The sequence below is a fragment of the Thalassobacter sp. 16PALIMAR09 genome (assembly GCF_000765485.1).
Lineage (GTDB): Bacteria > Pseudomonadota > Alphaproteobacteria > Rhodobacterales > Rhodobacteraceae > Thalassobacter > Thalassobacter stenotrophicus.
The window spans coordinates 1-13,686 of the sequence record NZ_JHAK01000003.1 but is presented as its reverse complement, the minus strand read 5'-3'; the positions used below and the strand labels follow the sequence as shown (position 1 = coordinate 13,686).

Annotated in this window: 10 protein-coding genes and 1 tRNA gene; 3 read left to right on the top strand and 8 right to left on the bottom strand. The window is 58.5% G+C overall.

Going from position 1 to position 13,686, the window contains the following annotated elements; genetic code table 11:
* Positions 1 to 117: 117 nt before the first annotated feature.
* From PM04_RS07430 to PM04_RS07405, 6 genes are all read right to left on the bottom strand, one after another.
* Entirely contained in the window at positions 118 to 960 is an 843-nt protein-coding gene (locus PM04_RS07430) for an SDR family oxidoreductase (RefSeq protein WP_038005357.1), read from the bottom strand.
* Positions 957 to 2,012, bottom strand: coding sequence for a tRNA epoxyqueuosine(34) reductase QueG (queG, locus tag PM04_RS07425; protein ID WP_038005354.1), 1,056 nt, complete (start codon positions 2,010 to 2,012; stop codon positions 957 to 959). Before queG ends, PM04_RS07430 begins: the two co-directional genes overlap by 4 nt.
* Positions 1,993 to 2,658: a glutathione S-transferase family protein gene (locus PM04_RS07420; RefSeq protein ID WP_038005351.1), complete on the bottom strand. Its 666-nt coding sequence runs from the start codon at positions 2,656 to 2,658 to the stop codon at positions 1,993 to 1,995. The genes queG and PM04_RS07420 overlap by 20 nt, the downstream gene beginning before the upstream one ends.
* 58 nt (positions 2,659 to 2,716) lie before the next feature.
* Positions 2,717 to 3,436 carry a monofunctional biosynthetic peptidoglycan transglycosylase gene (mtgA, locus tag PM04_RS07415; protein WP_038005349.1) on the bottom strand — a complete coding sequence of 240 codons (720 nt, stop codon included), beginning with the start codon at positions 3,434 to 3,436 and terminating at the stop codon, positions 2,717 to 2,719.
* 130 nt (positions 3,437 to 3,566) lie between these two features.
* A complete protein-coding gene (gltB, locus tag PM04_RS07410; protein ID WP_038005345.1) occupies positions 3,567 to 8,105 on the bottom strand; it encodes a glutamate synthase large subunit in 4,539 nt (1,512 codons plus the stop codon).
* A 102-nt stretch (positions 8,106 to 8,207) separates the two neighbouring features.
* On the bottom strand, positions 8,208 to 9,644 hold the full coding sequence (locus PM04_RS07405; protein ID WP_038005342.1) for an NAD(P)-dependent oxidoreductase: 1,437 nt from the start codon (positions 9,642 to 9,644) through the stop codon (positions 8,208 to 8,210).
* A gap of 152 nt (positions 9,645 to 9,796) precedes the next feature.
* Here PM04_RS07405 and PM04_RS07400 point away from each other — a divergent pair, with 152 nt between their 5' ends.
* The gene (locus PM04_RS07400; protein ID WP_038005339.1) at positions 9,797 to 10,597 is read left to right on the top strand and encodes an undecaprenyl-diphosphate phosphatase; all 801 of its coding nucleotides are present in this window, start codon (positions 9,797 to 9,799) and stop codon (positions 10,595 to 10,597) included.
* Here the strand turns inward: PM04_RS07400 and PM04_RS07395 are convergent.
* Complete coding sequence (locus PM04_RS07395; RefSeq protein WP_038005934.1) at positions 10,594 to 11,583, bottom strand: complex I NDUFA9 subunit family protein; 990 nt, start codon at positions 11,581 to 11,583, stop codon at positions 10,594 to 10,596. The genes PM04_RS07400 and PM04_RS07395 overlap by 4 nt on opposite strands.
* A 178-nt stretch (positions 11,584 to 11,761) precedes the next feature.
* Between PM04_RS07395 and PM04_RS07390 the strand changes: the two genes are divergently transcribed.
* Positions 11,762 to 11,848 (top strand) — tRNA-Leu (locus PM04_RS07390).
* 63 nt (positions 11,849 to 11,911) lie between these two features.
* Positions 11,912 to 13,087: a DUF6538 domain-containing protein gene (locus PM04_RS07385; protein WP_038005336.1), complete on the top strand. Its 1,176-nt coding sequence runs from the start codon at positions 11,912 to 11,914 to the stop codon at positions 13,085 to 13,087.
* 397 nt (positions 13,088 to 13,484) lie between these two features.
* On the opposite strand, the gene PM04_RS18175 is transcribed toward PM04_RS07385, so the two are convergent.
* Positions 13,485 to 13,686 (bottom strand): hypothetical protein (locus PM04_RS18175; RefSeq protein ID WP_038005332.1); only part of this gene is annotated, 202 nt, incomplete at its 5' end.

The following is a 13,686-nucleotide window of genomic DNA, read 5'->3' as shown; positions in this document are numbered from 1 at the left end:
CTATTTTTGCCTGTGATAGGCGCATCTATCCGATTTGTGAATCAAAACGCGACCCGATCACGACAATCTGAATTACAATTCCAGGCGGCATGTCCCGGCGAAAGGGCGCGAACCGATTTACTCGCCCGCAGCCAACAATGCCTCTAGGCCCGTGCGGTAATCCGGATAGCGCAGTGTAACGCCCAGCTCCTTTAGGATACGCGTATTGCTGACCTTTTTGCTCTCGGCATAAAAGCTGCGCGCCATCGGGGTCATCTCAGCCACCTCAAAGTCCACAGCCTCCGGCAGCGGAACTCCCAACAACTCTGCGGCATAGCCAATCACGTCTTGGGGCGGCGCGGGGTCATTGTCGCACATGTTGTAGATCGCGCCGGGGTTAGGCTGGCGGATGCTCGCCTCTAGCACTTGGGCAATGTCCTCAACATGGATGCGGGAAAACACTTGTCCCTGCTTGATGATCCGCCGCGCAGTGCCGCGCCGAACCTTTTCAAACGGCCCACGACCCGGCCCATAAATCCCAGCAAGCCGGAAAAGGTTCACCGCCGGACATAGCGCCTGCCATGCGGCCTCTGCATCCACACGCATTTGCCCTCGGCGGGTTGAGGGCGCGAGTGGTGTTTCCTCATCCACCCAGCCGCCGCCATGATCACCGTACACACCCGTGGTCGACAGATAGCCAACCCAGTCCTTGTCCCCAAGGTGCGGCGCAAGCGCTGCGCCATAGGTTTCCAGCACCGGGTCCCCATCCGCGTTTGGTCCGGCCGAGGTCAGGATATGCGTCGCCTCGGCGATAGCGCCGCTCAGATCCTCGCCCCACAGGACAGGCTCTACACCCTCGCTGCGCAGGACTTCTGCCTTTTCGGACGTGCGGGTTGTGCCGATCACCCGCCAGCCCTGCGGCAGCAAGAGTTTCGTAAGCGCGCGCGCCGAATAGCCGTGGCCAAAACTTAACAGGATCATCTCAGTCGTTCCTCCGCCCAGCGTGCGGCATCGGCCACCGTTGGATCATTATCTTCGCATAAGCTTTGCGCTACGGGCCGCAGATCAGGCTGCGCAGAGTTGCCGATAGCATAGAGCACATTGCGCACAAATCGGTCCCGACCAATCCGCTTGATCGGACTGCCCGAAAACCGCGCGCGAAAGGCTGCATCATCCAAAGTTGCCAGTTCCGCCAACGCGGGCTGACGCAGGTCATCGCGCGCATGATAGCGCAACTCGGTCGCCTCAACCGCGAACTTGTTCCACGGACACACCGCAAGACAATCATCGCAGCCGTAAATGCGATTGCCCAAAGCTGGGCGCAGGCTATCATCCACCGGGCCTTTGTGTTCAATCGTCAGGTAGGAAATGCACCGCCGCGCATCCAATTGGAACGGCGCGGGAAAGGCCTGCGTGGGGCAGATATCCAAACACGCGCGGCAATTGCCGCAATGCTCTGCCTCTGGGGTGTCTTTGGGCAGATCTGCCGTTGTGAATACTGCGCCGAGGAAAAACCAGTTCCCCAGCTTGCGCGACAAAAGGTTGGTATGTTTGCCCTGCCAGCCCAAGCCAGCCGCCTGCGCCAGCGGCTTTTCCATCACGGGGGCTGTGTCCACAAACACTTTCACTTCGCATTCTGCCGCCGCCACAAGCCACCGCGCAACGCGCTTCAGCCGCTTTTTCACGAGGTCATGATAGTCTCTATTGCGGGCATATACGCTGATGACGCCGTTTTCACGGTGAGTGATATCGTCTAGCGGGTCGCTGTCGGGTGTATAAGGTTCGGCCAGCATGATGACCGATCGCGCCTCGGGCCATAGCGCGCCGGGATCGCCGCGCCACGCCATCCGCTCAGCCATCCAAGCCATCTGTCCGTGGCGGTTTGCATCCACGAATGCCTTTAGCCGCGCGGGCAGTTCAGGCACCGCATCCGGCGCACATATCCCCATCGAGGCAAACCCTGCATCCCGCGCCTGAGCCTCCAGACCCGCCCGCAATTCCGCGGGGCTGGGATCAGAAGTCGAGGTCCGCATAGTGACGCGGCGGTGGAAAGCCTGAGACTTGATCAGCTAGAATGGAACGGAAGGCGGGCCGGGATTTGATCTTGGCGTACCATTCGCGCACTTGGCGGTTCCGGTCCCAATCAACGTCCGAGATATAGTCGAGACAGGACAAATGCGCAGCAGCCGCGAAATCCGCCATGGTCAGCTCGCTTCCTGCGAGCCAGCGGCGTTGGTCTAGCAACCAGCCCATATAATCGAGGTGAAACTTGATCGCCTTGGAGCCTTCTTTGACGTTACGCCCATCAGGGTATCCGGACCGGGTGAGTTTTTTGTTCACCCGCTCATAGACCAGCTTTGAGGTCACCTCGTGGTGGAATTTATCGTCAAACCACGAAACGATCCGCCGAACCTCTGCGCGGGCGGCGGGGTTGTTGGGTATCAGCGCGGGCTCTGGATGGGTTTCTTCGATGTACTCGCAAATCGCTTGGCTTTCGCACAGCGTCAAACCATCCATCCGCAGAACAGGGACCTTGCCTGCCGGATTGCGGCGCTTAAAGTCTTGGTTGTCTTCCCAATATTTCTCATCGACCAGCTGCACATCCAGCTTCTTTTCCGCGAGCACGAGCCGCACCTTGCGGCAAAACGGGGAGAGGGCAAATTGATAGAGTTGAATCATGGGAAAAGGACGCCGCGCGTGTTGTTCCCCATGTTTCTGCCCGCTTGGGAGGCGGGATTCAACTCTCGAAACAGGCTGCGCGGCCATCCGCCCGGATCGTGGCGGCCCCATCGGCGATAGAACGGCTGCGCGCAGAGGCTTCTTTGGCGGAACGCACCTTGGGCGCCGGCAGGACCGCCGCTAACCGCGCCGCTTGTGCTGCCGACAACGCTCCGGCCTCAACCCCGAAATACCACGGCCCCGCAGCCCCAATACCAAACACACCCTCATCCAGCTCGGCCACGTTCAGATAAACTTCGATAATACGCCGCTTAGACCAAGTCGCTTCCATGACTGGGGTCAACACGGCCTCAAGCGCCTTTCGGGGCCACGACCGACCCTGCCACAAAAACACGTTCTTAACGACCTGTTGGCTGATGGTTGAGGCACCGCGGTTCGCGCCTTCCTCAAGGGCGAGGCGAATCGCGCCCATATCAAAGCCCCAATGCAGGCAGAAATTCGCATCCTCAGCGGCAACGAAAGACTGTGCCACGTGGGGGGGCATATCCTCAAGGTCGACCCAATTCCAACGCACCTCACCAAGGCGCGCGCGTTCAGACCAGATGTAGGGGGTGATCGGCGGGTTCACGAAGGCCAGCGCCATGACATAGAGAACTGGCAGAACAACTGCCACGACCAGCCCGCGCAGGGACCAGCGGCGCAGGCCATTCCACGTCAGCCGACGTTCGCGCGGTGCTGCCTTGGATTTTGACGGTGTCTTACGTTTCGCTTTTGCCATAGCGGCCAATATACCCATGCCCTTCGGGCTGAGCGAGCAGATTGCGCCCGACTACGGCGGGCTGTTGCCCATATGCAAAAGACCGCGCCGTTTGAGGGGCGCGGCCTTTAGTTTTCAAAGTGCAGGTCGCTTATTCGGCGGGCACCGCGGTGTCTTCGATCCCCAAGGGGGCTGCCAGACGGCCCAGCATCTCTTTGGGGCAGATCTGCACAAAGTTCCCTTTCTCAAGGTCCCAGTGCTGCAAAATCTCAGCCGCTTTACGCGAGCCTGTTTCCTCTGCGTGGCGTTGGACCATGCCGCGCAACTGCTGTTCCCAATGATCAACGGTCACAGGACAGGTCACCAGCGTTTCCATGTTCATCAGCGCAGGTGCTTTGCCTTCGGGATCGTACAGATAGGCCATGCCGCCGGTCATCCCGGCGCCAAAGTTCGCCCCGATCGAGCCAAGGATCACCGCAACACCGCCGGTCATGTATTCACAACCATTGGAGCCACAGCCTTCGATCACGACCGACGCACCAGAGTTCCGCACCGCAAAACGCTCGCCCGCGCGACCAGCTGCAAACAGGTAACCGTCCGTTGCGCCATAAAGAACCGTGTTGCCGATGATGGTGTTCTCATCCGCTTTGAGCGGCGAACTCATCGGTGGACGCACCACGATGATACCGCCCGAAAGGCCCTTGCCGACGTAGTCGTTCGCGTCGCCCGATACCTCTAGCTTGAGGCCCGGTGCCGCAAACGCACCCAGCGACTGACCTGCGGAGCCCTCCAGCTTGACCGTCAGGTGATCCGGCTGAAGCGCGTTGCGCATGCCGAAGTTCCGCACGATGTGGCTGGATGTGCGCGTGCCGATGGTCCGCAGCGTGTTTTGCACAGCGTAGGACAGCTGCATCTTTTCCCCATCTTCGAGGAAGCGATGCGCATCGTTCACAATCTGCGCGTCCAGCGTGTCGGGCACGGCGTTGCGTGGCTTGTGACGGTCATATTGAATGTCCGCCGCGCCATCTACGGTGATCAACATCGGGTTCAGATCCAGATCATCCAGATGCGCCGAGCCACGCGAAACCTGTGTCAGCAAATCCGCACGCCCGATCACCTCATCAAGTGAACGCGCGCCGATTTCGGCCAAGATTTCCCGCACTTCTTGTGCATAGAAAGTGATCAGGTTCACGACCTTATCCGCGGTCCCGGTGAACTTGGCGCGCAGGGCTTCGTCCTGTGTACATACGCCTACGGGGCAGGTGTTGGACTGACACTGGCGAACCATAATGCAGCCCATCGCGATCAGAGCGGCGGTACCGATGCCGTATTCTTCCGCACCCATCATCGCAGCCATGACGATGTCGCGCCCGGTCCGCAGGCCACCATCAGTCCGCAGGGTCACGCGCTCACGCAGTTTATTCATCGCGAGCACTTGGTGCGCTTCGGTCAGGCCCATTTCCCACGGCAGACCCGCATATTTGATCGAGGTCGCGGGCGATGCACCGGTGCCACCATTGTGACCCGAAATCAGGATCACGTCGGCCTTGGCCTTGGCCACACCAGCCGCAATCGTCCCAACACCGGACGACGCCACCAGTTTGACCGTCACCTTACAACGCGGGTTAATCTGCTTGAGGTCGTAGATCAGCTGCGCAAGGTCTTCGATCGAATAGATGTCGTGGTGCGGCGGAGGCGAAATCAGTGTCACACCCTTGGTCGAGTGCCGCAGCCGCGCGATCAGGTCGGTGACCTTCATGCCCGGAAGCTGGCCACCCTCACCGGGTTTCGCACCTTGTGCGACCTTGATCTCCAGCTCTTCACACTGGTTCAGGTACTCAGCCGTGACGCCAAAGCGCCCAGATGCCACCTGTTTGATCTTGGCGGAAGGGTTGTCGCCATTTGGCTCCGGCACAAAGTGTGCGGGATCTTCACCACCTTCACCGCTGTCGGATTTCGCACCGATCCGGTTCATCGCGACGTTGAGCAGTTTGTGCGCCTCGGGCGACAGCGCGCCCAGCGACATGCCCGGTGTCACGAACCGTTTGCGGATCGAGGTGATCGATTCCACCTCTTCGATTGGCACGGACGTGCCCATCGGCTTGATCGCCAAAAGATCGCGCAAATGGATCGGCGGATTGCTTTGCATCGCCTTGGAATACTGCTTCCACATCTCATAGCTGGAGCGGTTACAGGCCGATTGCAGCATGTGCATCGTCTGCGCTTCCCACGCGTGCTTTTCGCCGGAACGACGGGCTTTGTAGAAGCCACCGATGGGCAAAACGTCGGATCCGCCACGCCAGCCCTTAGTGTGAACTTCTTCGACCTTGCCCTGCACACCAGACACGCCGATGCCGGAAATCCGGCTCAGCATACCGGGGAAGTATTCAGCAACCATCGCACGGCTCAGGCCGACGGCCTCAAAGTTTAGACCACCGCGATAGCTGGAAATCACCGAAATCCCCATCTTGGCCATGATCTTGAGCAGACCTTGGTCAATCGCGTTACGGTAGCGCGCGACCGCTTCGGTCAGCGTGCAATCCAGCAGGCCGCGGTCGATACGATCCGCAAGGCTGTCTTGGGCCAGGTAGGCGTTCACAGTTGTCGCACCGCAGCCGATCAGAACCGCAAAGTAGTGCGGGTCGATACACTCAGCCGAGCGTACGTTGATCGAGCAGAAGGTCCGCAGGCCTTTGCGCGTCAGCCAGCTGTGCACAGCACTGGTCGCGAGGATCATCGGCATCGCGACTTTGCCCTCGGACTGCAATTGATCCGTCAGAACGATATGCGCACCGCCGGACCGTACAGCGTCCTCGGCTTCTTCGCGAATTTGATCCAAAGCCTTACGCAGCGCGCCTTTGCCGGCATCCGCAGGGAACGTACAGTCAATCGTGACAACGCTGTCGCCGAATTGGTTCAGCATCGCATCAAACTGAGCGTTGCCGACAAAGGGGCTATCGAGCACCAGAATATTGGTCTGAGAGCTGTCCTCATCCAACACGTTTTTCAGGTTCCCGAACCGGGTCTTCAAGCTCATGACGCGGAATTCGCGCAAGCTGTCGATCGGAGGGTTCGTGACCTGGCTAAAGTTCTGGCGGAAGAAGTGGCTCAGCGGACGGTACTGCGAAGAAAGCACAGCCGAGGGCGTATCATCGCCCATAGAGGCGAGCGTTTCTTTGCCATCTTCGGCCATCGGCGCAAGGATCTGCTCCAATTCCTCAATGGAATAGCCAGCAGCCACCTGACGCTTGCGCAGGTCACCACCTGTGTGCAGTGCAGTCTCGGACACCCCACCGGTCAGCTCTTGCAGGTCGGTGATTTTCTCAACCCACTCGCCAAAGGGACGTTCGGCGGCCAGCTGGTCTTTCATCTCAGCGTCGTGGAACAGACGGCCTTCTTTCATGTCGACCGCGATCATCTGGCCGGGGCCAAGCGCGCCTTTTTCAACAACCGTCGCCTCATCAATCGGCACCATGCCCGCCTCAGAACCCGCGATCAGCAAGCCATCACCGGTCACGACATACCGCATGGGGCGCAGACCGTTCCGATCGAGGCCCGCACAGACCCAGCGACCATCAGTCATCGCCAATGCTGCGGGACCATCCCATGGCTCCATCACGGAGTTACAATAGGAATACATGTCGACCCAAGCCTGAGGCAGTTCAACTGCCTGTTGGGACCACGACTCGGGCACCAGCATGGTTTTGGCCATCGGTGCAGAGCGGCCCGCGCGCACCATAACCTCAAACACCGCATCAAGGGCGGCACTGTCGGACGACCCACCGGGCACGATAGGTTTGATGTCCTCAGCCATCTCACCGAAGTTCTGGCTCGAGAGCCGAATTTCGTGCGACTTCATCCAGTTGAGGTTGCCCTTAAGAGTGTTGATCTCACCGTTGTGGGCCAACATGCGGAAGGGCTGCGCCAGCCACCACTGTGGGAATGTGTTGGTGGAATACCGCTGGTGATAAATCGCAAACGCGCTTTCAAACCGCTCATCCATGAGGTCGGGATAGAAAACGGCAACCTGTTCCGCGAGCATCATGCCTTTGTAGATAATCGACCGGCACGAGAACGACGCAAGGTACAGGTCACGCACACCAGCAGCGGTCGCGGCTTTTTCGATGCGGCGGCGGATGACATACAGCTCACGCTCAAACGTTTCTTCGTCAACGCCCTTCGAGTTGCTGATGATGATCTGCTCAATCTCGGGGCGTGTGGCGTTGGCTTTTTCACCGAGGCACGTCACATCAACGGGCACATGGCGCCAGCCATAGATATAGTAGCCCATCCGCAGGACTTCGGTTTCAACGATCGTCCGGCAGGTTTCCTGCGCACCGAAATCAGAGCGGGGCAGGAACACTTGGCCCACCGCCATCAGCTTGTCGACATCGGGCTCATGACCTGTGCGGCGCACTTGATCATAGAAGAATTCGACCGGGATTTGCACGTGGATACCCGCGCCATCACCCGTCATGCCGTCCGCGTCGACAGCACCGCGGTGCCAAATCGCTTTCAGCGCGTTGATACCCGCCTGCACGACTTTGCGTGACGGCTGCCCGTCTTTGGCCACAACAAGGCCGACCCCGCAGGAGCTATGCTCATGCTCATCGCGAAAGAGGCTGTTTTCCTCCATCCACTGGCGTTTGGCTTCCTCAGCAGCGACCCAGGCTTGATCATATTTGGTCATAGGATGAGGTCCTTTTCAGTTGCAGCGCGGCTATGCCACGCGAGATTGTCAGCAGGATTGCGGGAGTGTCCGGCGCATATGCGCCGCTCCGCGATTTAGCACTTACTCAGCGGCGACCGATGCTCCGGCAGCGTTGAGTTTTTCCAAAATGGCTTCGGCAGCTTCGCGACCGTCGCGGATGGCCCAAACCACAAGGCTGGCACCACGCACGATGTCACCCACGGCATAGACACCTTCAATTGGTGTCTCATGGGTGCGGAAGTTGGCTTTGACGGTGCCCCAGCGGGTCACTTCCAGCTCTGGCTCATTCCACAACGCGGGCAGATCTTCGGGTTCAAAGCCCAAGGCTTTGATCACAAGGTCGGCTTCTTCGACGTAGTCCGCGCCTTCGATAACCTCGGGCACCTGACGGCCAGTGGCATCGGGTTGGCCAAGACGCATTTTCTGCACCATCACACCATTCACAGGGTCACCGGCAAAGCCCTTGGGCGCGGTGAGCCAGACGAATTCCACGCCTTCTTCTTCGGCGTTGGCGACTTCGCGCTGCGAACCGGGCATGTTTGCACGGTCACGGCGGTACAGACACTTAACGCTCTCGGCGCCTTGGCGGATGGCTGTACGCACACAGTCCATCGCTGTGTCACCACCACCAATGACGACAACTTTCCGGCCTTCGGCGTTCAGCTCACCGCTGTCAAACTCGGGCACTGCATCGCCAAAGCTTTTGCGGTTCGAGGCCGTCAGATAGTCAATCGCCCGTACGATCCCATCGGCGCCCGAACCGGGCCCTTGAAGATCACGTGTCTTGTAGACGCCCGTCGCAATAATGACAGCGTCATGGGCCGCGCGGATCTCCGCAAAGGAAATGTCTTCACCGACAGAGCAATTCAGTTTGAACGTCACGCCGCCTTCTTCGAACTGCTTGTTTCTGCGCAGAACGATGTCTTTCTCCAGCTTAAAGCCGGGGATGCCATAGGTCAGCAAGCCGCCCGCGCGGTCATACCGGTCATAGACGGTGACCTGCACGCCTTGACGACGCAGCACGTCTGCCGCCGCAAGCCCGCCGGGGCCCGCACCGATGATGCCAACGCTTTCGGGCCGCTCTTTATAGGGCGCGATGGGGTCAACCCAACCCTCTTCGAACGCGGTGTCGGTGATGTATTTTTCAACAGCGCCAATAGTAACAGTGCCGTGGCCGGATTGCTCAATCACGCAATTGCCTTCGCACAGGCGGTCCTGCGGGCAAATGCGGCCACAAATCTCGGGGAAGGTATTGGTGGCTTGGCTCACGCGATACGCTTCTTCCAGCCGGTTTTCAGCCGTCAGGCGAAGCCAATCTGGGATGTTGTTGTGCAGCGGGCAGTGGCTTTGGCAATAGGGAACTCCGCACTGCGAACACCGGCTCGCTTGCGCCTCAGCCTGCTCGGCTGCATATTGCCGGTAAATCTCACCGAAGTCTTCTTTGCGGGCCTCGGCCCCCCGTTTCTCCGGAGTCGCCCGATCCAGCGTCACAAACTTCAACATCTTCTGGGTCGCCATGGGGGAGCCTCCTCACATCTGCCTGAAGCATCGCTATATGCGAGCCGTCAATCAAAGAAAAGTCAGAACTAGTGACCTATTTATAAGTATTTCATCTGCGCGCCCGGAAAAACGCCTCACATTCTTAATTTTTAAGTAAGCAATACTGACATATGCCTCTTTTTCACCTCCTCTTGATCGCAGTAATTCAGGGAATCACCGAATTCCTGCCGGTTTCCTCCAGCGGGCATTTGGTGCTTCTGCCACAGCTAACGGGCTTGAAGGATCAAGGTCAGGCTATCGACGTTGCCGTTCATGTCGGCACATTGGCTGCGGTCGTCACCTATTTCCTTTCGGATGTGAAACGTGCCGCCTTGGGCATAACTCACCTTGCACGGGCCGAAAAAACCGCCGAGGCCAACTTGGCGATGTGCCTGATCATCGCGACGATCCCGGTGATCCTCGCAGGGCTGGTCCTCAAGCTGACTGGGTTAAACGACGCGATGCGATCGATGGCGGTGATTGGTTGGACCATGTTGGTCTTTGGGATTGTGCTCTACTGGGCGGATCAGAAGGGCCCGGCAACGCGGCCCGCGGGCAGCTGGACGCTCAAACACGCATGGACCTTGGGTTTGTGGCAGGCCGTCGCGCTCATCCCAGGCACGTCACGATCAGGTGCGTGCATCACGGGCGCTCGGTTATTGGGTTACGACCGCGAAGGCGCGGCACGGATTGCAATGCTAATGTCGATCCCGACCATTATCGCCTCCGGCTCGCTTGTCGGGCTTGAGGTTGCGGCAGACGCGGACCTCCAAACGGCAAAAGACGGCGCCATTGCCGCCGTCTTTGCATTTTTGTCCGCACTATTGGCGCTGAACCTGATGATGCGGCTTTTGCGATCCGTCAGCTTTACGCCCTACGTGATCTACCGCGTACTGCTGGGCATCATCCTGCTAGCGGTCGCCTATACCTAGTCGTCGCCGCGCAACTGCTTGGCGCTGTCCATAATTTCGGCATATTGGCCGTTGGGCCGGAACTGCCAAAGATAGGTTTCAAGCACGGCGTCCATGTCCGTCGGCTCAATCCCCAAATCAGCGAATGACATCGCATCGGGTGAAACGACGTTGTCATTTGCCAGCTGCTTTACCTGATCGCGCGTAATCTGCGAATTGGTGAACAGTCCAAGCGAGGCAATTTGCACGAAGTCGAGAACAGCAGCCATGATACGCGCGGCAAAGAACGGGACGGTTAAGACCAAAGCACGGCGGCGCACGACCTTTAGCATGCGCTCCATCAACTGCTTGAACGTCTCAACATCGGGGCCACCCAGCTCATAGATGCCGGGCTTGGCCGCACCTGTCACACCCTTGACTGCTGCGGCAGCAACATCGTCCACATAGACTGGCTGGAATTTCGACTGCGGACCAACGACCGGCAGGATCGGCAGAAACCGTGCCATCGTCGCGAAACGGTTAAAGAACTGATCTTCGGTCCCGAAAATGATCGAAGGCCGCAGAATTACAGCGCTGGGGAAATGGGCCAAAACGCCAGCCTCACCCCTGCCCTTACTCTCGGCATAACCGCTCTTGGAGCGCTCATTCGCGCCAATCGCAGAGATTTGCACAAACGTCGTGGCACCCGCCTCGGCCGCGCATCGCGCCACGCGCGCCGCACCTTCATGCTGAACGGCATCAAACTTGTTCTTGCCAGCTTCACTGAGGATCCCGACGCAGTTTACCACCGCATCGGCGCCCTGAACCGCCGCCGCCACCGAGGCGTCATCCCGCACGTTCGCAAGGATCGGCTCCACCTGCCCAACGGCACCATATGGCTTTACGAACATTGCTTCGTTCGGACGACGGACCGCAACGCGCACGCGCCAACCCTCCTTGGCAAGACGCTGTGCGATATAGCGCCCGACAAAGCCGGACCCGCCGAAGATTGTCACAAGCTTGGACATGATGATAACACTCTCGCTCTGGTCGTTCATGTTGGACATATCCGCAGCCCTAGTCACGAGCAAGGCGCAAGGGGTCGCGGGTCATATTAGGGGGCTGGCAGGTTTTTGTAAAAAACCTGAGCGAATCTCGTTGACACCCCCGCTCAGCAAGCATACTCCGCCCACACGATGTGATTGCGCCCAGATGGCGGAATTGGTAGACGCGCTGGCTTCAGGTGCCAGTTCTCGCAAGGGAGTGGAGGTTCGAGTCCTCTTCTGGGCACCACATCGTTCAGGTAACCTCATGTTTCCCTTCAGTTTTCACTTTTGAACGCTGGAGGCGTAGACCATGCTGGAGACCAAAACTGCCCCTTTCACATTTGTAAAACAGGGGATTTTCTACTTCTCGCGACGAGTTCCGAGCGATCTGTCCCACCATTATAATGCAGAACGGATCATGTATTCGCTTCGCACAAAGTCTGTCGCGGTAGCCAATTCGAGAGCACAGCGGGCGGCTCAGCAGTTGGACGAGCATTGGTATCACCTTCGCATCTGTGACGTTGATCTTCCTGGGAAGCACTTGCTCCGCATGAGCGGGCGGTCTGTAGCCAATGGTCTTGGCGCATCTGGCAAGTCTGCAGGTAACTCCGTCAAGCTGAGCGAAGCGGTAGCGATCTATATCAGACTGAAGGGCAAAGATCGCCCAGCCACATTCCATCGAGCGGCAGAGCGTGCCTGCGGGTATGTTATCGATGCTTGCAGTGACAAAGACCTCACTACCTACACCCGAGCCGATGCCAACAGCTTCCGAGATGCATTGATCGCCAAGGGTCTCGCTGGAAGCAGTATCACCCGCGTCTTTGGCACGGTGCGATCTATCTTCAATTTCGCCGCCGCTGAGATCGGCATAACTGTAAGCAACCCGTTTGCAGGGGTCTATTATGACCGACAAGCCGGAGTTGAGGACCGCCAACCTCTGACCGTCGAAACCATTAAGGCTCTGCAGACGCTATGCCGAACGGTGGACGACGATCTTCGCTGGCTGATTGCCTTGGTCTCAGACACTGGGATGCGACTTGCTGAAGCTGCGGGGCTTCTTGTTGAAGACATCCGGCTCGACGGCACCACGCCTCATGTGGTCGTTCAGGAGCATCCATGGCGTCGCCTCAAGACCAGCGGCAGCTCAAGAACAATTCCGCTTGTGGGAGCTTCTCTATGGGCCGCTGAACGCATTGTAGCTGAGGCCCACGACAGCAAGTTTGCCTTTCCTCGATACAACAAGACCGACAACACGAACGCCAACTCGGCCAGTGCCGCGCTGAACAAATGGATCAAGCAACACGCACCAGAAGAAAGCACCATGCATAGCTTCCGTCATTCGATGCGGGACAGGTTGAGAGCCGTCGAGTGTCCATCAGACATCGTAGATCAGATCGGTGGATGGCAAACCGAGGGCGTAGGACACAGCTACGGACGCGGTTATCCTCTTGAAGTGCTAGGCAAGTGGTTGCGAACGGCAGCGTAGCTCCAGCATGGTCTACGCCTCCAGCGTTCAAAAGTGAAAACTGAAGGGAAACATGAGGTTACCTGAACGATGTGGTGCCCAGAAGAAGTGTTCTGTTCCCGTTACAGGCACTTCTTCAGCTGGTATCTCCAGCAAAACAAGGGGTATGCGAGGTGATGTACAGCTGTCAACAGGCACCAAATGGTCTACGCTGTGGTCTACGATGACCTGCAGACCCCTTCAGCTGCCCCTACAGCCCCAGCGCGGTTCCCTGGGGCGTACCACATTGCCCCCTGCAGATACCCCACCAGATCGCTTCAGCCTCCCCTGAGTAACGCCAAGACCCAGGGGGGGAGATCGAAGGTTGCCGTATAGTGATATGGCCTTGAGATATGTGACCCAAAACTACTCCACATCCTCAGGCCGCTTCAGCTACCTCTTCAACGATCTCGCCTGTTGGTGGGTCGGGCACTTCACCTCGCACAACTGCAGCGACACCCGCGTTCCACGGGGAGCTGCGGCAATAACGGTCAGCAGCTTGCGAGATTGTGCAGTAGCTTTTGCATCCCCGCAGGAACAAGTATTTCTTGTCGGGGTTGGGGCGGATCAGTGCTGGCATG